Annotated in this window: 14 protein-coding genes and 2 pseudogenes; 10 read left to right on the top strand and 6 right to left on the bottom strand. The window is 68.2% G+C overall.

Translation table 11 applies throughout. The features are described 5' to 3' along the window. Positions 1-230: 230 nt before the first annotated feature. Both FZ025_RS02110 and FZ025_RS02105 read right to left on the bottom strand, forming a co-directional pair. On the bottom strand, positions 231-2,618 hold the full coding sequence (locus FZ025_RS02110) for a TonB-dependent receptor plug domain-containing protein (RefSeq protein ID WP_046978280.1): 2,388 nt from the start codon (positions 2,616-2,618) through the stop codon (positions 231-233). 139 nt (positions 2,619-2,757) lie between these two features. After that, positions 2,758-2,964, bottom strand: a complete 207-nt coding sequence (locus FZ025_RS02105; protein ID WP_146093565.1) for a hypothetical protein — start codon at positions 2,962-2,964, stop codon at positions 2,758-2,760. 272 nt (positions 2,965-3,236) lie between these two features. Between FZ025_RS02105 and FZ025_RS02100 the strand changes: the two are divergent. The 4 genes and pseudogenes from FZ025_RS02100 to FZ025_RS02085 all read left to right on the top strand — a co-directional run bounded on the left by FZ025_RS02100 (position 3,237) and on the right by FZ025_RS02085 (position 6,318). After that, positions 3,237-4,108: pseudogene (locus tag FZ025_RS02100) on the top strand (ankyrin repeat domain-containing protein). A 26-nt stretch (positions 4,109-4,134) separates the two neighbouring features. Then, the gene (locus FZ025_RS02095; protein WP_053057395.1) at positions 4,135-5,385 is read left to right on the top strand and encodes a Tle-like phospholipase domain-containing protein; all 1,251 of its coding nucleotides are present in this window, start codon (positions 4,135-4,137) and stop codon (positions 5,383-5,385) included. A gap of 47 nt (positions 5,386-5,432) precedes the next feature. After that, a complete protein-coding gene (locus FZ025_RS02090) occupies positions 5,433-6,041 on the top strand; it encodes a hypothetical protein (protein WP_158185516.1) in 609 nt (202 codons plus the stop codon). Further along, a complete protein-coding gene (locus FZ025_RS02085; RefSeq protein WP_244292442.1) occupies positions 6,025-6,318 on the top strand; it encodes a hypothetical protein in 294 nt (97 codons plus the stop codon). The genes FZ025_RS02090 and FZ025_RS02085 overlap by 17 nt, the downstream gene beginning before the upstream one ends. Before the next feature lie 244 nt (positions 6,319-6,562). On the opposite strand, the gene FZ025_RS02080 is transcribed toward FZ025_RS02085, so the two are convergent. Next, positions 6,563-8,947 (bottom strand): TonB-dependent receptor plug domain-containing protein, encoded by a 2,385-nt coding sequence (locus FZ025_RS02080; RefSeq protein ID WP_104558751.1) that lies wholly within the window; start codon positions 8,945-8,947, stop codon positions 6,563-6,565. 237 nt (positions 8,948-9,184) lie between these two features. Then, positions 9,185-11,578: a TonB-dependent receptor plug domain-containing protein gene (locus tag FZ025_RS02075; RefSeq protein ID WP_104558752.1), complete on the bottom strand. Its 2,394-nt coding sequence runs from the start codon at positions 11,576-11,578 to the stop codon at positions 9,185-9,187. A gap of 280 nt (positions 11,579-11,858) precedes the next feature. On the opposite strand from FZ025_RS02075, the gene FZ025_RS02070 reads away from it, so the two are divergent. Further along, positions 11,859-13,715, top strand: a complete 1,857-nt coding sequence (locus tag FZ025_RS02070; RefSeq protein ID WP_208803725.1) for an ABC-F family ATP-binding cassette domain-containing protein — start codon at positions 11,859-11,861, stop codon at positions 13,713-13,715. Positions 13,716-13,971: 256 nt separating this feature from the next. Further along, positions 13,972-15,216 (top strand): alpha/beta hydrolase, encoded by a 1,245-nt coding sequence (locus FZ025_RS02065; RefSeq protein ID WP_146093588.1) that lies wholly within the window; start codon positions 13,972-13,974, stop codon positions 15,214-15,216. Between the two features lie 87 nt (positions 15,217-15,303). On the opposite strand, the gene ampR is transcribed toward FZ025_RS02065, so the two are convergent. Beyond that, the gene (gene ampR / locus FZ025_RS02060) at positions 15,304-16,182 is read right to left on the bottom strand and encodes a LysR family transcriptional regulator AmpR (protein ID WP_104558754.1); all 879 of its coding nucleotides are present in this window, start codon (positions 16,180-16,182) and stop codon (positions 15,304-15,306) included. 98 nt (positions 16,183-16,280) lie between these two features. Here ampR and bla point away from each other — a divergent pair, with 98 nt between their 5' ends. The 3 genes and pseudogenes from bla (at position 16,281) to FZ025_RS02045 (ending at position 18,161) form a co-directional block, all read left to right on the top strand. Then, positions 16,281-17,171, top strand: a complete 891-nt coding sequence (bla, locus tag FZ025_RS02055) for a class A beta-lactamase (RefSeq protein ID WP_046980665.1) — start codon at positions 16,281-16,283, stop codon at positions 17,169-17,171. A 65-nt stretch (positions 17,172-17,236) separates the two neighbouring features. After that, positions 17,237-17,458 (top strand): annotated as a pseudogene (locus FZ025_RS22175) (alpha/beta hydrolase); the annotation flags it as partial. Between the two features lie 358 nt (positions 17,459-17,816). Then, entirely contained in the window at positions 17,817-18,161 is a 345-nt protein-coding gene (locus FZ025_RS02045; protein ID WP_046980666.1) for an FmdB family zinc ribbon protein, read from the top strand. Positions 18,162-18,245: 84 nt separating this feature from the next. Here FZ025_RS02045 and FZ025_RS02040 read toward each other — a convergent pair whose 3' ends face one another. Continuing rightward, positions 18,246-19,235: a DUF3011 domain-containing protein gene (locus FZ025_RS02040; protein WP_104558755.1), complete on the bottom strand. Its 990-nt coding sequence runs from the start codon at positions 19,233-19,235 to the stop codon at positions 18,246-18,248. Positions 19,236-19,394: 159 nt separating this feature from the next. Between FZ025_RS02040 and aspS the strand changes: the two genes are divergently transcribed. Then, the gene (gene aspS / locus FZ025_RS02035; protein ID WP_046980667.1) at positions 19,395-21,152 is read left to right on the top strand and encodes an aspartate--tRNA ligase; all 1,758 of its coding nucleotides are present in this window, start codon (positions 19,395-19,397) and stop codon (positions 21,150-21,152) included. The last annotated feature ends 3 nt before the right edge of the window (positions 21,153-21,155 follow it).

Genomic DNA, 21,155 nt, shown 5'->3' with positions numbered 1-21,155 from the left:
TCGCTATATCTCATTGATGTTTCTGTGAATTATATAAGTGTCTACCGAAGTGACTTCCTTTGGGTGCGACGCTGTGCTAGCCGGTTTGAGTTAATCGCCAGGCGCAGGCATCCATTACCCAGCGATTGCCGCCCGCGCACGCTGTGCGGCGGACAAAAAAAAGCCCCGGCGAGCCGGGGCTTTTCCCTTGTGCGGCGGGCGCCGCATCGGCTAAGCCGTGCGCGCGCGCCTCACCACTTGTAGTTGACGTTGGCGTAGACGAATGCGCCGTTGAAGCCGAACGGCGAGGAGGTGCTATACGGCAGGTAGGTGCGGGTGCCGGCGCCGGCACGTGACAGGTCGGGATATTCGTTGAGCACGTTGTCGCCGCCGACAGTGAAGTCCCAGTTGCCCAGCTTGTAGCTGGCCGCCAGGTCCAGCGTCCACTTCGCCGCGTAGGTCTGGTCGGCGGCGGCGGTGGTGCCGAAATCGGTGAACTCGCCCCAGCGCGTGGCGGTGGCGGTGAACGCCCAGGCGCCCGGTGCCCACACGCTGCTCAGGAAGAACTTGTCGCGCGGCGCGCCCTTGGTGATGCGGCCGATCTCGGCGCGGCCGATGCGCACCGCAGTCGGGTCGATCGCCTCCAGCACCGCCGGGTTCTCGGCGATCTTCTCGATCTCGGTCTTGTTGTAGTTGTAGCCGGCGGTCAGGTCCAGGTTGCTGTTGCTCAGCGCGATCTTGTAGGTGCCGACCGCGTCCACGCCCTGGGTCTTGGTGTCGATCGCGTTGGTGAAGTAGCGGCCGCCGCCGATGCCGGCATAGCCGTTGGCCTGCAGGTAGTTGCGCACCGCGGTGGAGGTCAGGTTTTCCGACAGCACGATGCGGTCGTCGATGTCGATGCGGTAGGCGTCGACAGTGACGTACAGCGCATCGACCGGCTGCAGCACCAGGCCCAGGCCGTAGTTCTTCGATTTCTCCGCCTTCAGCGGCTCGGCGCCGAGTGCGACCGCGGCCGGATTGTCGGTGCGGAAGGTGCCGATCTCGAACGGCGTGGCGGTGATGCTGCCGTCGGGCTGGGTGACGTTGATGAAGTTGGTGGCGATGGACTGGAAATACTGCTGCTGCAGCGACGGCGCGCGGAACCCGGTGGAGGCGGTGGCGCGCAGCGCGACCTTGTCGGTGAACGCGTAGCGCAGCGACAGCTTGCCGGTGCTGGTGTCGCCGAAATCGCTGTAGTTCTCGTAGCGCCCGGCCAGGCCGGCGGAGAACTTGTCGGTGATGTCGCCTTCCAGATCGACGTAGGCCGAATAGCTGTTGCGGTCGTAGTGGCCCGAGTCGCTGGGCTTGAAGCCGGCGAACACCTGCGCGCCCGGCAGCAGCGTGCCGTTGGCCGAGGGCACGCCGCCGTTGACGTAGGAGGCCGCATCGCCCGGCGATTCGTTGAACTTCTCGCCGCGCCACTCGCCGCCGAAGGCCAGCGTGACCGGATAGGCCAGGCCGACGTCCAGCGACTTGGTGAAGTCGGCGTTGAGCAGGTTCTGGGTGACCTCCAGCGTGCCGGCATAGAAATCGGTCGGGCTGGTCGTGCCGAGGCTGTTGTTGAGGCTGTTCTTGACCTCGAAGCTGAGATTGTTGCGGCCGTAGTTGTAGCTGATGTCGATGCCCAGCCCGCCCTCGGTGCTGGCCTTGAAGCCGCCGACCCAGGACACGTCCTTGCTGACGTTGTAGATCTGCGGCAGGAAGCCGTCGGGGTAGATCTCCGGGCGGTTGCGGTTGTCGCCGGACCAGCGGAAGTAGCCGTTGGACAGCACTTCGCGACGGCTGAGCATGCCGTAGGAGTAGAAGGTCAGGTACTCGGCTGGTCTGTACTGGCCGTTGTACGAGAACGCGCCCTGATCGATGTCCGGGTCGCCGTAGCGCTGCTGCACTTGGCCCTGGTAGGGCTTGGCGCGGTCGGTCTGATCCTGGTGGCCGGCCTGCGCGGCGAAATGCACGCTGCCGTTCTCGCCGAACTTGACCCCGGCGTCGCCGGACAGCTGGTACTGCTCGCCGTCGCCGGCGCTGTACTTGCCGTAGCGCGCGGCGATGCTGCCGCCTTCGCCGCTGCCCTTGAGCACGATGTTGATGACCCCGGCGATGGCGTCGGAGCCGTATTGCGCCGAGGCGCCGTCGCGCAGCACCTCGATGCGCTCGACCGCGGCGATCGGAATGGTGTTGAGGTCGGCCGGCGACGAGCCGCGGCCCTGCGCGCCGTTGAGGTTGACCAGCGCGGTGGTGTGGTAGCGCTTGCCGTTGACCAGCACCAGCACCTGATCGGGCGAGAGTCCGCGCAGCTGCGCCGGGCGCACCGCATCGGAGCCGTCGGTGATCGCCGGACGCGGGAAGTTCAGCGACGGCACCGCACGCGATAGCGCGGTGGCCAGTTCGGTGGTGCCGGTGGACTGCAGCATTTCCGGCGAGATGATGTCGATCGGCGAGGCCGATTCGGCGACGGTGCGGTCGGCCACGCGGGTGCCGGTGACGATCATGGTATCCAGCGTCTGTGCGCTGGAGGAGGAACTCTGCGCGAGCGCAGGCGCTGCGGATGTGGTCAGGGCGAGGGCGACGGCAGTGGCGAGAGGATTGAACGTGCGGGTCATTGGCGGGGCGGCTCCAGGATGGGGGGAAGAGTCGGCGCCGCCGCATTCGCCATCACCCCCTCCCGGGTGTTGCGCCTATGGCGAATGTTGCGGCAGCCGCAATGGATTACCGGCAGATGTCGAATGTGTCAACGTTCCGTTAAACCTGTGCGCGTGGTTGCATGTGCAACGACCGCGGCAACACTTGCGGGCCGCGGCGATGCAGGTTTTCCAGGCGCTTGTAGACAAAAGCAGAGGCCTCTTCCGAAAGGGCCTTTGGCATGTGTTCAATTTCACACATCGCGCCGTGTATTGGCTTGGCGAGGCTTCGCGGTTGGCCCTTGTCATCTGCGTTCTTGTCGCGCATCGGCCTCCATCTCCGACGTGCAAGCATGCTTGCCGCCCTACTGTCCACCGCCCTCGCGGTAATGCCGATGGAAGCGTCGCGTCGATGCATGCCGATGCGGGCAGAAGGCGGTTCGGTGCAGACTGCTGCTGTGGCAATTGATCGATTGCAACCTTGGCGGCCTGGCGTTGCTGTGGCTCCGCGGGGTGTGGCGGAGCCGGTGGACAAGGTCTAGGCTACGGCGATGTACGGTGATCCCGTATTTGCGGATTTCCCGTTCATGAGGATGGAACGTGCCTGAGCTGCTGCGCGCTTTATTGCTGTCGTTGCTGCTGCTGGCCTGCGCCGGCTGCGATGGACTGTCGCTGGCTTCCCCCGCGCAGCAGTCCGCGTATGGCTTGTCCGGATTCTTCCCGGATCCCAAGGCGCTGGCGCTGGCGGCCGAGCATGGCGATGTCAAGGAAGTGCGGCGGTTGATGAAGGAGGAACACGTCAACCCCGACGCGCTCTTCTCCACGGACGGCTACCCGCTACTGATGTGGCCGATCATGACCCACACCCCGAGGGGTTGCGGGCGATGCTGGAGAACGGGGCCGACCCGAATGCACGCAAGCTGCATCCATCGCAGAACACAACCCGTTTCAAGGGGCGCTACGAGGACAATGCGATGGTCTGGGCGGCCAAGCAGGAAGATCCCATCTACCTGAAGCTGCTGCTGGATCATGGCGGCGATCCGAATGCGCGCAACTCCAATGGCGAGACGCTTCTTCTCCAGGCATTCCTGACGCAAAACCAATGGCAGAACGTGAAGCTGCTGGTAGAGCGGGGGGCGGATATAAATGCCACTAGCCAAGGATCTCCGATAATTTTTGATTATGCGGCTCGCGGGGGTTTTGAGTAGGTATATTGGTTGCTTGAGCATGGCGCAGATCCGAAGATAAATGGGCTGACGAAAGATCCTGAGAAATATGGATTGCCTAAGTATCCCGTCGTTGCTGATGTATTTTGGCACCCTGGCAACCCGAATGATCCGACGTGGCAACGCAAGTGCCAACAATGGTTATTGCAGCATGGGTATGCTCGGCCGCCGATGCCTGATTATTTGCGCGACATGCGCAAATCCTTCGGCTTCCCCTACGAAGAAGAAGATATCCCGTTGCTTTGACCAATCACTGAAGAAGGAGATTTCAGATGCCTAGTCTTGCCGAACACGAACAGCAGCGCGCATTGCTCGAGCAGCTGCGCGCCAGCAGCGATCCGCAGGCGCAGCAGCAGGCGACGCAACTTCAACAGCTTTACCACGACCGCGAGATGGCGGGGGTGTCGGACGATGTATACGATGCGGCGAAAGGCGAGGGGCGGCCGGATGCGGGCTGGATGCGCGGCAGCGAAAATTTGGACAAGCTGCGCGAGTACGCGCCGCAGCTGGGTCTGACGAATGAACAGATAACGGAGTTTCTGAAGCCTGACAACTCTGGCTTCCGCGCCGAGATCTACCTCCCCGATCCGTCCGTGCTGGGGCCGGGCTACAAGCCGGTGCTGGTGTTCAAGGGTTCGTCCGGTGAAGTTCTGACGTCCAATGGCCTGCGCGAGACCACCGGCGAGGACTTCCTGGCCAATAATTTCCCGCAGTCTGTGGGATTGCGGACGGATTATTACGATCGTGCAATGCGGTTAGGCTATTCCTTGAAGCAAGGTGGTCTCGACTTCGAACTCGCCGCCTATTCCTTGGGTGGTGGCGAGGCCTCGGCAGCCTCGGCGGTGACCGGTGTGCGGGCCACCACCTTCAATGCCGCCGGCCTGCACCCGGCCACCCCGCAGCGCTTCGCGCAGGAAAACGGACTGCCGGTCTACGACACGCAAAAGACCGTGGTCGCCTACCAGGTGGCCGGCGAGGTGCTCAACGACGGCATCCAGCAGAACATCCACCGGCTGGATGCATTCCGGCGCGAGGAACTGGGCGGGGTGTTGAAGGAAACCAGCACGCTGCTCAAGGAGCTGCCGCAGGGCAAGGCATTGCTGGCCAGCCAGTTGAATGCGACGGTGCCAAATTACGCCCAGCCCTCGGTGCATGCGTTCCTGGACCGGTTGCAGCAGGGCGACACGGCGCAGTTGCTGCGCGAGTTGCCGCTGGCGGCGGGGCAGCCGCAGCCGTTGCTGGCGGCCAAGCGGCGCGCGGATGTGGACGATCCGGGCAGTGCGCTGGTCGATCGCCAGCGGCACCTGTCGCTACGCGAGGTGTCCAATTTCGGCGGCCCACTGTTGACCACCGTGGCGATGGGGGCGCAAGGGGCCGACGCGGGCCTGCACGCGGGGCGTGCGGTCGAAAAGGTGGGGATGGCGGCCGGGCAGGGACTCGACATGACCGGCGATGTGGCGCGTGCAGCGGCGCAGCAGGGTGCGAATGCCAGTGCGCGGGCGATGCCGCCGCGGCCGGTGTAGTGCACGCCGGTGCTGTCGCTGCTGGCGTTCGGCAAGGGGTAGGACATGTGGCGGCCGGCGTGGATCGCGTCCAGGGCGAGGTGGAGGCCGGCGCCGGGAGGCTGGGCAGCGAAGCGTTGCGGCGCGCCGCGCAGTTGCTGCCCGAGGGATTGCGCGAGCAGGCGGACGCGCAAGCCGAGCGCCTGGCGCAGGCCGCCGCACACGCGCAGCAGCGGCAGCAGGCCGAGGTCGCGCAGGCGCTGCACGCGGCGGACCAGGATGCGCAGCGGTTGCGCGACACCGCGCACGGCGCCGCGCAGGCAATCCGCACGGGCAGCGAACAGCTTGGTCGCGCGGAGCATGCTGCGCTTGCGCAGGCTGGCGCGGCGGTGGATGGCGCGTTCGATGGCGCAGGGCGGCAGACCCGGCAGGTCGCCGCACAGGTCCCGGCGTCGGCGGCGGCGGTCAATGCGACGGTCTTCGCCGGCACCGCCGCCAATGTGCAGTACAACCCGCTGTTCGCGACCGCCAACGTGGTGAACATCGCCGCTGCTCAGCCAGGCGCCGCCGGCCGAGCGCACGGCCGCGCAGGCACAGGGCATCGCCGCGCTGTCGGCGGCCGATCAGGCGATGTTCGCGCGCATCCGCCAGGACGTGCCGGTGCATATCGGCGATGACCACGTCGCGCAGGCAATGCTCGCTGCCAAGCAGGCGGGCATCGCCGATGCGGACAAGATCGACCGCGTGCTCATGGCCGGGGACGCCATGTGGGTAGCTGGGACGACGCCCGGCTTCCGTACTTCGACAGACGTGGCGCAGCCGGCCGCGCCGATGCAGGACACGGTGCAGCAGACGCAGGCGCTCAATCAGCAGCGCGCGCAGCAGCTGGCGCTGGAGGCGCAGCAGCGGCAGCAGGAAGGTCCCGGCGGCAGGGGTGCGCCGGTCATGGGCTAACTCTGCGTGTGTTCCCGAAGCCGGTGTTGCCATTGTTGCGTATGCACGCGGCAAGGAGCAGCAGGACGTTCATGGCCGAGCGAGGGTTGTGCTCCTTCGCTCGCAACAGCCGACGCCAGTGCAACTGCGGATCATGCGGGTGAATCAAGCCGTGCAGCCGCCGGAGATCGGCGCATCGCCGAGCGCCGGGGTGGCTGCGAAACCCTCTCCCGCGAACGGAAGAGGGCCGTGTCTTACGCAGCGATCACCAGCGGTAGTTGATCCGCGCGTACACGTAGGCGCCATTGAAGCCGTACGGCGAGTAGTTGCTGTAGGGCAGCATGCCGTAGGTGGAGTTGACCAGGTTGGCGGTCTTGTCCGGATACTGGTCCAGCAGGTTGTCCGCGCCCAGGGTCAGGGTCCAGTTGGTGCTGGGCTTGAAGCTGGCCGAGGCGTCCACCACCCAGCTCGCGTCGTAGGTCTGGTCGCGGGCGGCGCTGGCCGAGTTGCGCACGGTGAAATCGCCATAGCGCGTGGCGGCCAGGTTGAAGTCCCAGTGCTGCAGTTTCCAGGTGCCGCTGAGGATGATCTTGTCTTTTGGGAAGCTGTCCTCCAGGCGGCCGATCTCGTCGCGGCCCAGGATGGTCTGGGTCGAGCCGATGTCTGCCAGCGCCTGCGGCTGTTCGATCGCATGGGTGATCTCGGTCTTGCTGTAGCCGTAGCTGGCAGTGAGGTCCAGCGAGCTGGCCGCGAACGGGATCGTGTAGGTGCCGACCAGATCGACGCCGCGGGTGCGGGTGTCGGCCGCGTTGGCGAAGTAACGCACGCTGGTGACGTTGGCGTAGCCGAGGCGTTGCAACTGCGCGAGCACGGCGGCATCGTTGAGGTTGGAGGACAGCAGGATGCGGTTGTCGATCTTGATCTGGTACGCGTCCAGGGTCAGGTACAGGCGTTCGACCGGCTGCAGCACCAGGCCCAGGCTGTAGGACAGCGAGGTCTCGGCCTTCAGCGGCGTGGCGCCCAGCGCCTGGGCCACGGTGCTGTCCACCGGGAAGGTGCCCGATTCGAAGAAGCTGCCGTTGATGTAGTTGCTGGTCACCGCCTGGTACTGCTGCTGCGCCAGCGACGGGGCGCGGAAGCCGCTGGCCACGGTGCCGCGCAGCGCCACCTTGTCGGTGAACGCGTAGCGCGCCGACAGCTTGCCCGAGCTCTTGCTGCCGAAGTCCGAGTAGTCCTCGTAGCGCCCGGTGAGGCCGGCGGAGAACTTGTCGGTGAAGTCGGCTTCCAGGCCGGCGTAGACGGCGTAGTTGTGGCGGTCCGAATGCACCGCGTTGGCCGGGGAGAAGCCGGCGAAGCCCTGCGCGCCGCCGGTGGTGCCGGTGTAGGAGGCCAGCTCGCCCGGCGACTGGTTCCACTTTTCCTGGCGGTACTCGGCGCCGAAGGACAGCGTCACCGGATAGGCCAGGCCCCAGTCCAGCGACTGGGTGAAGTCGGCATTGACGATGTTCTGGGTGTACTCCAGCGCGCCGTCGTAGAAGCTGCTCGGGCTGTCGGTGCCCAGGCTGTAGTTGATGCTGTTGCGGGTGTTGAAGTCGATCTTGTTGTAGCCGTAGTTGTAGCTCAGGTCCCAGCCGAAGCCGCTTTCGGTGCTGCCCTTGAGCCCTGCCACCAGCGAGCGGTCCTTGGAGTACTGGTTGATCTCCGGCACGTAGCCGTCGGGGTAGGTCTGCGCCAGCAGCGCGCTCTGCCCGTTGTGGTTGCGCGAGCGGTAGAACGCGAACGAGGTGATGTCGCGGTTGCTGGCGATGGCGGTGGCATAGCCGGTGACGTGGTCGCTGAAACGGAACTCGCCGTTGGCCGAGACCGCGGTCGCATCGACCTGGGGGTCGCCGTAGACGAAGGTGGTCTGGCCGATGCCCGGATAGTTGCCGGTGTTCGGCGCGCTGCCCTGGTACGGACCGGCGCGGTTGGTGGCGTCCTGCTGGCTGATCTGGCCGGCCACGTGCAGGCTGCCGCGGCCATCGCCGAAGCCGATTCCGGCGTCGCCGGAGAGCTGCGACTTGGCGCCGTCGCCGGCCGAATACTGGCCGCGGTCGACCGCCAGGCTGCCGCCTTCGCCCGAGCCCTTGAGCACGATGTTGATCACCCCGGCGATGGCGTCGGAGCCGTACTGCGCCGAGGCGCCGTCGCGCAGCACCTCCACGCGCTCGATCGCCGCGATCGGGATCGCGTTGATGTCCACCGCCGAGGCGCCGCGGCCGATGCTGCCGTTGACGTTGATCTGCGCGGAGGTGTGGCGGCGCTTGCCGTTGACCAGCACCAGCACTTGGTCCGGCGACAGCCCGCGCAATTGCGCCGGGCGGATGCCGCTGGTGCCGTCGGTCAGCGCCGGGCGCGGGAAGTTCAGCGAGGGCAGCACGCGCGACAGCGCGGTGGCCAGCTCCGAGGTGCCGGTGGACTGCAGCGCTTCGGTGCTGATGATGTCGATCGGCGACTGCGACTCGGCCACGGTGCGGTCGCTGACCCGGGTGCCGGTGACGATGACGGTGTCGAGCGTGCTGGGGGTGTCGGTGGCGGCCTGGGCCAGGGCGGGAGGGGCGGCAAGGGCGGCGAGCACGGCGCTCGCCAACAGGGACAACGGACGGTTCATGGAGACTCCAGCAGATGCCGAAAGCGGCAGATGGGGCGGTGGCTGCGCGGCGCTGGCCACGCAGGCCTGCCCCAGGCCGCATTATTATTCTTTAACATTCGCGCGGCAGCGCAGGATGCCTCTGCATGTTCTTATGCTTTTCGATTCTAAGCGGTGGCCGGCTGGCGACCAACCCGAACGGCTTGGGTCGCCCGCGCGGTGGGCGGGGGCGACCTGCGCTTGCAGGGCACGGCTGGCCTAGAAGCGGTAGCTGACCCGGCCGAACCAGTAGCGGCCATTGAAGCCGAACGGGGACAGCGAGGAGTACTGCAGGCCGTTGGCGCGGTCCTCGTAGATGTTGTTCGGCGCCGACCGGGTCGGATATTGGTTGGTGATGTTGTCCGCGCCCACGCTGAAGGTGAGGTCCTGCCAGGTGTAGCTGGTCGACACGTTCAACAGCCAGCGCGCGGCAAAGGTCTGGTCCTGGCTGCCGTCGTCTTTGTCGCCGCGGCGGGCGACCGCGCCATAGCGGGTGGCGTCGCCGTGTACGCTCCAGCCGGTGCGTTTCCATTCGGCGCTGAGTACGTATTTGGTGCGCGGCGTGGCGTCGGTCAGCAGGCCCTGGCTGGCGCGCCGGAAGTTGGGGTCGGAGACCTGCAGGATCTCGGTCTTGTTGTAGTTGGCGCTCAGGCTCAGGTCGAGCTTGCCGGCCTGGTCGAGATCGAGCAGATAGTCGTTCACCCAGTCGATGCCGCGGGTGCGGGTGGTGGCGCCGTTGACGAAGAACTGCGCCGCGGTGACCTGACCGATCGGCTTGGCCAGCGAGAGCTGGTCCGAATACAGGATCTGGTCCCAGATGCGGATCTGGTACAGGTCCAGGGTGGAACTGAAGTTGGCACCCGGCTGCCAGACCCCGCCGACGCTGTAGTTGCTGGATTTTTCCGGGGCCAGCGGTCTGGCGCCGAGCGCGATGGCCACCGGGTCGGAGGTGCGGTAGGTGCCGATCTGGGTCAGTTGCCCGTGTTGCAGCAGGGTCACCACCGAGGCGTAGTTCTGCTGCGCCAGCGAGGGCGCGCGGAAGCCATTGGAGACGGTGCCGCGCAGGGCGAAGGCGTCGCTGACCTGGTAGCGCGCCGACAGCTTGCCGGAGCGGGTGGAGCCGGCGTCGCTGTAGTCCTCGTAGCGCGCGGCCAGGCCGCCGGAGAGTTTTTCGGTCAGGTCGGCTTCCAGGTCGGCATAGACCGCCTTGCTGTGCCGCTGGAAGTCGCCGGCCACCGCCGGCGACAGGCCGGGAAACACCTGCGAGCCGCCCGGGTAGGCGCCGCCGGTGTCCGGGTTGATCGTGGTGGGGTCGAAGAAGTAGGAGTCTGGCGAGCCGGCGCTGACGGCGTACTTGTCCTGCCGGTATTCGGCACCGAAGGCAAGGTTGACCGGATAGGCCAGGCCCCAGTCGAAGGACTTGCTGAGGTCCGCATTGAGCACGCTCTGCTGGCTGCGGAAGCCGCCGGCATTGAAGCGGGTGGGCGAGGCGCCGGTGGTCCAGTACAGATTGGTGTTGAGGGTATTGAGCAGGTTGAAGGTCACGTCGTGCTTGCCGTAGTCGGCAGAGACATCCCAATTCCAGTCGCTGTCGGTCTTGCCCTTGAGGCCAAGCACCGCGGCGCGATCGTTGGAGGGGGTGTAGATCTGCGGCAGGAAGCCGTTGGGGTAGATCGCCTGCACGTTGCGGTCGCTGTTGTCCCAGGCACGGTAGTAGCCGTTGGACACCACCTCGCGGCGGCTGAAGTCGGCATAGCCGTACAGATCGATCCGCGGTGTCAGCGCATAGCCGAAGCTGAGCAGACCCTGGTAGGTCTTGACCGCCGGATCGCCGTAGCGTTGGTATGGGATGCCGCTGGGATTGTTCGCGCCTGCCAGCGTGGTGGCCTTGTCGGTGTTCTCGGCGCGGTTGCTGTTCATCGCGTTCTGGTAGTTCCAGGACAGCCGCACCCAGCCCGGGGCGCCGCCGCCCTGCGCGCCACCGAAGGCCAGCGCGTACGAGCCGTCCATCCCGTTCTGCGCGCCATCGCCCTTGTCCATGATCCCGCCGTTGATCGAGACGCTGTTCTTGCCGGGGCCGACGCCATGCTTGAGCACGATGTTGATCACGCCGGCGATCGCATCGGAGCCGTATTGCGCGGACGCGCCGTCGCGCAGTACCTCGATGCGCGCGATCGCCGACATCGGGATCGAGTTCAGATCCGCCGGCGCCGAGCCGCGGCCGACCGAGGGGTTGTAGTTGACCAGCGAGGTGGTGTGGTAGCGCTTGCCGTCGACCAGCACCAGCACCGCGTCGGGGGACAGGCCGCGCAGGGTCGCCGGGCGCAGCGCGTCGTTGCCGTCGTTGATGGCCGGGCGCGGGAAGTTCAGCGACGGCAACAGCTTGCCCAGGGCGCTGCCCAGGTCGCCGGCGCCGGTCGCCTGCAGCGCTTCGGGGCTGATGATGTCGATCGGCGACTGCGACTCGGCCACCGTGCGGTCGGCGATGCGGGTGCCGGTGACGATGAGGTTGTCCAGTGTCTTGGGGGCTTGGTCTTGCTGGGCGAAGCTGGTACCGGAGGCGGAGGCGAGCAGGATGGCGCTGGCCAGGGGGAGGGGGCGGTATTGCTTCATCGTTCGGAAAGTCCAGTGGCTGGGGGATGGCTTTGGATCTGAGCGGCCGGATGGCTGGGACAGTGGGTGCTTTGCAGCGACGACCGGCCCGGTCGGGATATTTCTCGACCAGGAGGTGCACAGCGGCATGGCATTAGGGCGTGACCGTCCGTTGCCGAGCAGGCTCAACCCGAAGACCTGTTCTTGGGTGCGAATGCCACGCCCTGGCGCGGACCCGGGGTGGGCCATCCGGGACGAAGCGGATACACTGCCGCCTCGAACGTCGAGTGCCCCCCTTCCCGTGATTTCCCTCAGAAACTTCGCCATGCGCCGCGGCGAGCGGCTGCTGTTGTCCAACGTCGATCTGACCCTGCATGCCGGCTACCGCGCCGGCGTGGTCGGGCGCAACGGCACCGGCAAGTCGAGCCTGTTCGCGGCGATCCGCGGCGAGCTGGAGGCGGACAAGGGCGATGTGGAACTGCCCGGCAGGCTGCGCACCGCCAGCGTCGCCCAGGAAACCCCGTCGCTGCCGGATCCGGCGCTGGACTTCGTGCTCGGCGGCGACACCGAGGTGGCCGCGGCGCTGCAGGCCGAGGCCGCCGCGCTGGCCGCCGAGGACTGGGAGGCGGTGGCGGCCGCGCACGTGCGCCTGGAAGAGGTCGGCGGCTACGACGGCAGCGCGCGCGCCGGCAAGCTGCTGCACGGCCTGGGCTTCCCGGCGGCGACGCATGCGCGCCCGGTCAAGGACTTCTCCGGCGGCTGGCGGGTGCGGCTGAACCTGGCGCGGGCGCTGATGATGCCCTCGGACCTGCTGCTGCTCGACGAGCCGACCAACCATCTGGACATGGACGCGGTGCTGTGGCTGGAGCAGTGGCTGCTGAAATACCCGGGCACGCTGCTGCTGATCAGCCACGACCGCGAGTTCCTCGACAACGTCGCCACCCACACCCTGCATCTGCACGGCGGCGGCGCCAAGCTGTACGTCGGCGGCTATACCGATTTCGAGCGCCAGCGCACCGAGCAGCTGCGCCAGCAGCAGATCGCGCACGACAAGGAACAGACCGAGCGCGCCCACCTGCAGAGCTTCATCGACCGCTTCAAGGCGCAGGCCAGCAAGGCCAGCCAGGCGCAGAGCCGGATGAAGCGGCTGGCGAAGATGGCCGGCACCGAGGCGGTGCGCGCCGAGCGCGAGTTCCGCATCGAATTCGCGCAGCCCAACCGGCTGCCGCATTCGCTGATCCGGCTCAACCATGCCGACTGCGGCTACGGCAGCGAGGTGATCCTGCGCCAGGCCGGCTTCGGCCTGGAGGCGGGCGACCGCATCGGCCTGCTCGGCCCCAACGGCGCCGGCAAGTCGACCCTGGTCAAGAGCCTGGTCGGTGAGATCGCGCTGCTGAGCGGCGAGCGCAGCGCGCATCCGGACCTGCGCATCGGCTACTTCGCCCAGCACACGGTGGAGTCGCTGCACGAAGGGCAGTCGCCGATCGACCATTTCCGCGAGATCTCGCCGGACGCATCGATCCAGGCGTTCCGCGACTTCCTCGGCAAGTGGAATTTCCCCGGCGACCGCGCGTTCGAAGTGGTGGACGGCTTCTCCGGCGGCGAGCGCGCGCGCCTGGCGCTGGCGCTGATCGCCTGGCAGCAGCCCAACGTGCTGCTGCTCGACGAGCCGACCAACCATCTGGACCTGGAGATGCGCGAGGCGCTGGCCGAGGCGCTGAGCGATTTCGAGGGCGCGATCGTGATGGTCTCGCACGACCGCCACCTGATCGGCCTGGTCTGCGACACCTTCTGGCGCGTGGCCGACGGCGTGGTCGAGCCGTTCGCCGGCGACCTGGACGAATACGCCGCGTGGCTGCGCAGTCGCCCGGCCGCGCAGGGCACCAAGCAGAAGATGGCCGAGGCCGCGCCGACTCCGCCGCCGCCGGTCAAGCCGCTGCCGGCGAAGAAGCCGCCGAACCCGCACAAGCTGGCCGCCGCCGAAAAGCGCGTCGGCGAGCTGGAAGCGGCGCTGGCCGAGCTCGATCGCCAGCTCGCCGACCCCAGGCACTATGCCGACGCCGAGAAGATGGCGGTGCTGGGCCGCGACCGCGAAGCCAGCGCGCAGCAGCTGGCGCAGGCCGAGCAGGCGTGGATGCAGTTGATCGAGGGCGCGTAAACCGCGATCGCGTTGCCGCGGCGCGGTCCGCCGCCGCATGCCGGTTGGTTAAGCTGCGGGCAACGCAGGCGGGGAACCAACCATGATCAGCGGCATCAGCAGCGCGGACGACCATCTCGCCGCGCAACGCCTGCACACCCAGCGCCAGCTACGGCGCGTCTTGTCGGTGTGGACGTGACGACAGCTGCCTGCGCCGCATGCGGTGGATGCGGTGCGCGGGCGGCCGCCGTTCTGGAGACGACTCAAGGACAATGGCATGAACCGAATCATGGCAACAACGCTGCTGTTCGCCTTGCTGGCCGGCTGCGCCAGCTACGGCCAGCAGCGGACGCAGCGGGCGATCTGCCGCGAGGCCTCGCCCCTGTCCAGCGAGTGCAAGGCGGCGGAATTCATCGTGCTGGACGGCGATGGCACGGCGCCGGCGCCGGCGTTGGCCTTCGTCGAGTTCGACCAGAACGGCACGCCCTACGATCCAGCGTCGATCGACGACGTCATCGGCAAGATCGCCGCGACCGCCGCGCAGCCGCCGCAACGCCTGCTGCTGGTCGTGTTCATCCACGGCTGGAACCACAACGCGGCGCAGAGCGACGGCAACGTCATCGCCTTCAAGACCTTCCTGCGCCAGCTGCAGGCGCAGGAACAGGTGCTGGCGGTGGGCAAGCGGCGTGCGGTGGTCGGCGTCTACCTGGGGTGGCAGGCCAAGGCCTCGGACAACAGCGTGCTCGAACTGCTCTCGTACCGGGACAAGAAGGAGTTGGGGCTGACCACCGGCGTGGAGGGTGTGCGCGGCGTGCTGGCGCGCCTGGCCGAGTTGCGCCGCACCGCGTCGGAGAGCCGCCTGGTGCTGATCGGGCACAGTTTCGGTGGCGGCGTATTGTTCACCGCGGTCAAGGACCGGATCGTCGCCGCCGTCGGCGATCCGCAGGCGCGTCGGCAGACGGCGTATGGGGATCTGGTGATCCTGCTCAATCCCGCGATCGAGGCCGAACAGTTCGTCGCGCTGCACCAGGCCGTCGCGCAGACCACGTTCCGGGCGTGCGAGCCGCTGGCGATGGCCAGCTTCACCTCCGAAGCCGACACCGCGCTGTCCAGGGAATTCCCGCGCGGCATGCGGTTGTTCTATCCGCAGCGGCTGGCGGCGGCGAGCGCGGACGAGGTCGAATTGATCACCACCGCGTACGGCTTGTATCCGTTATTTTCGCGCTATCGGCTGCGCGTGCTGCCCGGAGCGACAGTGCCGACCGCGCTGACCCCGGCGGCGTTCACCGCGGCGGCACGCACCTGGGGCGGCTTCAGGGCCGGCACCGGCGCATTCGCACTGGGCGGGATCGAATTGGCGTCCAGCGTGACGCAAGCGCCGCAAGCCTGGGTGCCGCTGTTGAACGTGCGCGTGGACAAGGCGCTGATCCAGGAGCACAACGCGATCTGGGATCCCAGGTTCGCCTATTTCATCCGCGGCCTGGTCGGCATGGAATTCGCCAAGGGCGACGCCTGCCGATGAGCCTGCGGTGCGTGCGAGATCGATCGTGTGCGGGCCATGGCGCGCTCGCATCGTGGTGCACGGCTGAACCTTCCGTGCGCGCTCCGCTCAGCTTGCCGCGTGCCGTTGCTCGGCCTGCAGCCATTCGCGCAGGCGCCGCCCGGCATCGCTTTCCGCGCGCGAGCGCAGGCGGGTGAGCCAGTAGCGTCCGGCGTCGATGCGGGTCTGGAACGGCGCGAGCAGGCGCCCGGCGTCCAGATCCCGGGCGAACAGGCGCAGCGGCAGCAAGGCCGCGCCGGCGCCCGCCGCCGCGGCGCTGGCCAGGGTCAGCGACGAGTCGCAGATCGGTCCGCTGGCGAGGACTTCCGGCGCGCCGGCCGCCTGCAGCCAGCGCGCCCATTCGTCCAGCCGGTAGGAGCGCAGCAGCGGCACGCCGCCCAGGTCGGCCGGCGTGCGCAGCACGCGCGCCAGCGCCGGCGCGCACACCGGTGCGAACGGCGCGTCCAGGATCGGCGTGGCGCACTGGCCTTGCCAATCGCCGTCGCCGAAGCGGATCGCCAGGTCCAGGCCTTCGCCGGCCAGATCGACGCGGTTGTTGTGGGTGTGCACGCGCAGCTCGATGTCGGCATGCGCGGCGTGGAAGGCGTCCAGCCGCGGCAGCAGCCAGCCCACCGCGAAGGTGCCGACCACGCCGACGCTCAGCGTCTCGCGGTAGCGGCCGCCGGCGAAGCGCTGCAGGGTGGCGGCGATGCGGTCGAAGGCCTCGGTCAGCACCGGATGCAGGCGCTGGCCTTCGTCGGTCAGGGCCACGCCGCGCGGCAGGCGCTGGAACAGGACCACGCCCAGGCGCGCTTCCAGTTGCTTGATCTGGTGGCTCAGCGCGGCCTGGGTCACGCACAGCTCGGCGGCGGCGCGGGTCAGGTTCTGGTGCCGCGCGGCGGCCTCGAAGGCGCGCAGGGCGTTCAACGGCAGCTGCGGACGGATCATCGTGCGCCATTAGTTATTTTCATGATTGCGATTGAATAACCTCGCTGGTGGGCCGCGGTCAAGCTGCGCATGATCGGGTCTTCCGACGGAGCTGGACGATGCTGGCGAGACGACGATTCCTGCAGCGCATGGGGCTGGCGGCGGCCGCGCTGGCGGTCGCGGCGGTGGATGCGAAAGTGCCGAAAAACAAGGCGCCGACGCTGGCGCAGCGGCTGGCCGGGATCGAGCGCCGCACGGCCGGGCGGCTCGGCGTGACGCTGCTCGACGGCAACGGCGCAGTGCTCGGCGGGCAGCGCCAGGACGAGCGCTTCCCGATGTGCAGCACCTTCAAATTTGTATTGGCGGCCGCGGTGCTGCAGCGGGTCGATCGCGGCGAACTGCGCCTGCAACAACCGGTGCAGATCCGTGCCGCGGACATGCTGCCGCACGCGCCGGTGACCGCGCGCCATGTCGGCGGCGCGCTGAGCGTGGCCGAGCTGTGCCGGGCGACGATGATCTTCAGCGACAACCCGGCGGCCAACCTGCTGTTCCCGCTGGTCGGCGACCCGCCCGGGTTGACCCGCTTCCTGCGCGGGCTCGGCGATACGCAGACCCGCAGCGACCGCCACGAGCCGGAGATGAACCGGTTCGCCGCGGGCGACCCGCGCGATACCACCACGCCGGCGGCGATGGCCGCGACCCTGCGCGCGCTGCTGCTCGGCGATGCGTTGCGGCCGGCCTCGCGGCAACGCCTGACCGCGTGGATGCTCGACAACCGCACCGGCGACGCTTGCCTGCGCGCCGGCCTGCCGCGTGGCTGGAAGATCGGCGACAAGACCGGCAGCAACGGCACCGACACCCGCAACGACATCGCCATCGTGTGGCCGCCGGGCCGACGCACACCGTTGCTGCTGAGCGCCTATCTCAATGGCGCCAAGGTCGATGACGCCGCACGCGATGCGGCGCTGAAGGCGGTGGCGGTCGCGGTGCGGGAGACGCTCGCGGGTTGAATGTTCTCTGGGCGCTGCTTGCGCCTACGGTTCGGCCATCGCCCCGCCAGGCAACACCGTGGCGATCCTTCCTGCTGCAGGCCGAGGACGACGAGGTGGACGGCGTGGCGCAGTCGCTGGCCTATTACGTCGCGCTGAAGCAGGCCGGCGTGCCAGTGGCAATGCACCTGCACGCGCAGGGCGGCCATGCCTTCGGCCTGCGCGCGGGCAAGTTGCAGGTCGCGCAGTGGCCGCGCCTGGTGGAAACCTGGCTGGCCACCATCGGCATGCTGGACGCGGCCGACGCGTCCGGCCAGGCGCTGGCGCGCGCCGTCCCCTTTTCATGGGAAGCTGGCCCGCAGGGCCGGATGAGGGGATGGGCGAAGCCTCGTGCACGCCTAAAGACAGCGCGACGCTTCGCGCCGTACCCTCACCCTCTCCCGAGGGGAGAGGGGCTTTGTCTCCTTCTCCCCTCGGGAGAAGGTTGCCCCGCAGGGGCGGATGAGGGTGCGGGCAGGTCGATCCACACTGCCGGCCGGTGGTACCGTCACCGCCGCCATGGCCTCCACAGACGTCGGCCTGAGCGGCCAAGGCGACGGCATCGCTTGAAAGCCTGCGCCGGGGCCCCATACTGGCTGCCTCCGTTCTTCTCGCGTTTTTGCCGCCATGCCGATCTATGCGTTCCAATGTGCCGAGTGCGGCCACAGCTTCGACCGCTTGCAGAAACTGTCCGATCCCGACCCTGAAACGTGCCCGTCCTGCGGTGCGTCCGCGGTCAAGCGCCAGCTGACCGCACCGTCGTTCCGCTTGTCCGGCAGCGGCTGGTACGAGACCGACTTCAAGAAGGACGGCGACAAGAAGCGCAACCTGGCCGAGTCCGGCAGCGGCAGCAGCAGCGCCGGCGAGGCCAAGCCGGCCGCAGGGTCCGTCGCCACCGACAGCGCGGCCAAGCCTGCCGCCCCCGCTACCGCTGCCACGCCGGCGCCGGCGGCCAAGCCCGCCGCGACCTGAGCGGGGCGTCCCGCAGCGGGGCTTGCCGAAATGCGAACGGCCCGGAGTCGCCTCCGGGCCGTTCGCATTTCTGGTCAGGGACGTTCAGCGGGCGCCGAAGCGTGCCCGGCAGCCTTCCTTGACCCACACCGCATTGCTCTCGTACCCCCAGTTGCGGCCTTCGATGCAGGTGGTGCCGGACAACTGCTGGATCAGCGCCGGGCGGCCCTGGCCGCGGTCCCAGGCGCAGCTGCGCAGGCGCTTGTCGCCGCTGCTGCAGGTCACCGAGTAGTCGCCGCCGGACGGCGGGCGGCCCGGACCCCAGCCGCCACCACCACCATCGCCCCGGCCTTCGGCGAATTCGCCGCGGCAGCCATCGTCCACCCACACCGCGCCGTCGCGCTGGCCCCAGCTGCGGCCCTCGATGCAGCGGGTGTCGGACAACTGCCGCACCAGCACCGCATTGCGCCAGCCGGTGTTGCAGACGCGCTGGCGCTGGTCCTGGCTCTCGCAGCGGATGCTGCCGCCAGGACCAGGACCAGGACCAGGACCAGGGCCAGGGCCAGGGCCAGGCCCCGGGCCGTCGCCGTCGCCCCAGCCGCCGCGGCCTTCGGCGAAGCGGCCGCGGCAGCCGCGGTCCACCCACACCGCGCCGGGGCCGGAACCCCAGGTCTGGCCCTCGATGCACGGCGAGTCCGACAGCGCGCCGAGCAGCCGCGCGCGGCCGCGGAACGGCGTCGCGCACTGGCGGCGCTTGCGGTCGTTGCTGGAGCAGACGATGGTCTGCGCGTTGAAACCCGGCTGCGGCCGCCACTGGCCGCTGCTGCCGCGCAGCGAGGTGGAGATGTCCTGCTGGATGCGGCCGAAGCCCCAGCCGCGGTCGATCTGGTCCAGGTAGAACTCCAACTGGTCGTCGGGAATCTGCCGGCCGCGGGTCTGCTCGGCATATTCGTGCTCGATCACCCGCACCCGGCTCGGTACCGACAGCTGCCGCAGATCCTCCGGCGCGTAGGCGCGCGCGCTCTGCGCGGCCACCGGCCCGCTGGCCAAGGCCAGTCCCGCCACCAACAACCAGCCGCTCAGCTGCCTCAACATGGGGCCCCCTGCGATGCCCGTGACTGTGGGCGGACTATAGCCTCACGCAAACTTAAGGCCAGGTGAGTTGCGGCGCGATTTGCCCGGGCCGGCGCCGCGCCGCAGAATATCCGGCTTGCCGGCGCGTTCTGCGGCGGCGGCCCCACCTTGGAGTTTGCGATGCGTACCCACTTCTGCGGCCTGGTCGACGAGACCCTGATCGGCCAAACCGTCACCCTGGCCGGCTGGACCGATGTCGCCCGCAATCTCGGCGGGGTCTGCTTCATCGACCTGCGCGACCACGAGGGCATCGTGCAGGTGATGGTGGAGCCGGAGAGCGCGGAGGTGTTCGCGGTCGCCGCCTCGCTCGGCTACGAGGACGTGCTGCAGGTCGAAGGCGTGGTGCGCGCGCGGCATGCGGTCAACGACAAGCTGCGCAGCGGCAAGGTCGAGGTGATCGCCACCCGCATCAGCGTGCTCAACAAGGCCGCGCCGCTGCCATTCCATGCGCATGAGAACCCGGGCGAGGAAACCCGCCTGAAGTACCGCTACCTGGATCTGCGCCGCCCGGAGATGCAGCGCATGCAGCGCACCCGCATCAAGCTGGTGCAGGGGCTGCGCCGTTACCTGGACGAGCGCGGCTTCCAGGACATCGAGACCCCGATCCTGACCAAGGCCACCCCGGAAGGCGCGCGCGACTTCCTGGTGCCGGCGCGCATGCATCCGGGCGAGTTCTACGCCTTGCCGCAGAGCCCGCAGCTGTTCAAGCAGATCCTGATGGTGGCCGGCTTCGACCGCTACTACCAGATCGCGCGCTGCTTCCGCGACGAAGCCTTGCGCGCCGACCGCCAGCTCGAGTTCACCCAGCTGGACATGGAATTCGCCTTCGTGCGCGAGCGCGACGTGCAGGATGCGGTGGAGCAGATGATCCGCCACATCTTCAAGCAAGTGGTGGACGTGGAGCTGGCCGCCGAATTCCCGCGCATGACCTGGGCCGAGGCGATGCGCCGCTACGGTTCGGACAAGCCCGATCTGCGCATCGGCCTGGAACTGGTCGACGTGGCCGAACTGGTCAAGGGCAGCGAGTTCAAGGTGTTCGCCGCTGCCGCCGCCGCTGCCGCCAGCCGCGTCGCCGCGCTGCGCATCCCCGGCGGCGCCAGCCTGTCGCGCAAGCAGATCGACGACTACGCCGCGCACGCGGCCAAGTACGGCGCCAAGGGCCTGGCCTACATCAAGATCGCCGACAACGGCGAGGTCAGCTCGCCGATCGCCAAGTTCTTCTCCGAAGAGGCCTTCGCCGCACTGGTCAAACACGTCGGCGCCGGCAGCGGCGACATCGTGTTCTTCGGCGCCGGCGGCTACAACACAGTCTCCGACTTCATGGGCGCGCTGCGGCTGAAGGCCGGCAAGGACTTCGGCCTGGTCGCCGCCGGCTGGGCGCCGCTGTGGGTCACCGACTTCCCGATGTTCGAATGGGACGAGGAAGCGCAGCGCTACGTCGCCCTGCATCACCCCTTCACCGCGCCGGCGGTGGACGACATCGCGCAGCTGCGCACGCATGCCAGGACCGCGGTGTCGCGCGGCTACGACATGGTGCTCAACGGCAATGAAATCGGCGGCGGCTCGATCCGTATCCACCGCCCGGAGATGCAGAGCGCGGTGTTCGAACTGCTCGGCATCGGCGCCGAGGAAGCGCGCGCCAAGTTCGGCTTCCTGCTCGACGCGCTGAACTACGGCGCGCCGCCGCACGGCGGCATCGCCTTCGGCATCGACCGCATCGCCGCGCTGATGGCCGGCACCGAATCGATCCGCGACGTGATCCCGTTCCCCAAGACCACCGGTGCGCAGGACCTGATGACCGACGCGCCGTCGCCGATCGCCGATGCGCAGCTGGCCGAAGTGCACGTGCAGGTGCGCGCCAGGCCGGTGCAGGGCTGAGCG

The sequence above is a fragment of the Xanthomonas hyacinthi genome (genome assembly GCF_009769165.1).
Taxonomy (GTDB): Bacteria; Pseudomonadota; Gammaproteobacteria; order Xanthomonadales; family Xanthomonadaceae; genus Xanthomonas_A; species Xanthomonas_A hyacinthi.
The sequence above is the reverse complement of the archived record's forward strand: the minus strand, read 5'-3'. Positions and strand labels throughout refer to the sequence as shown.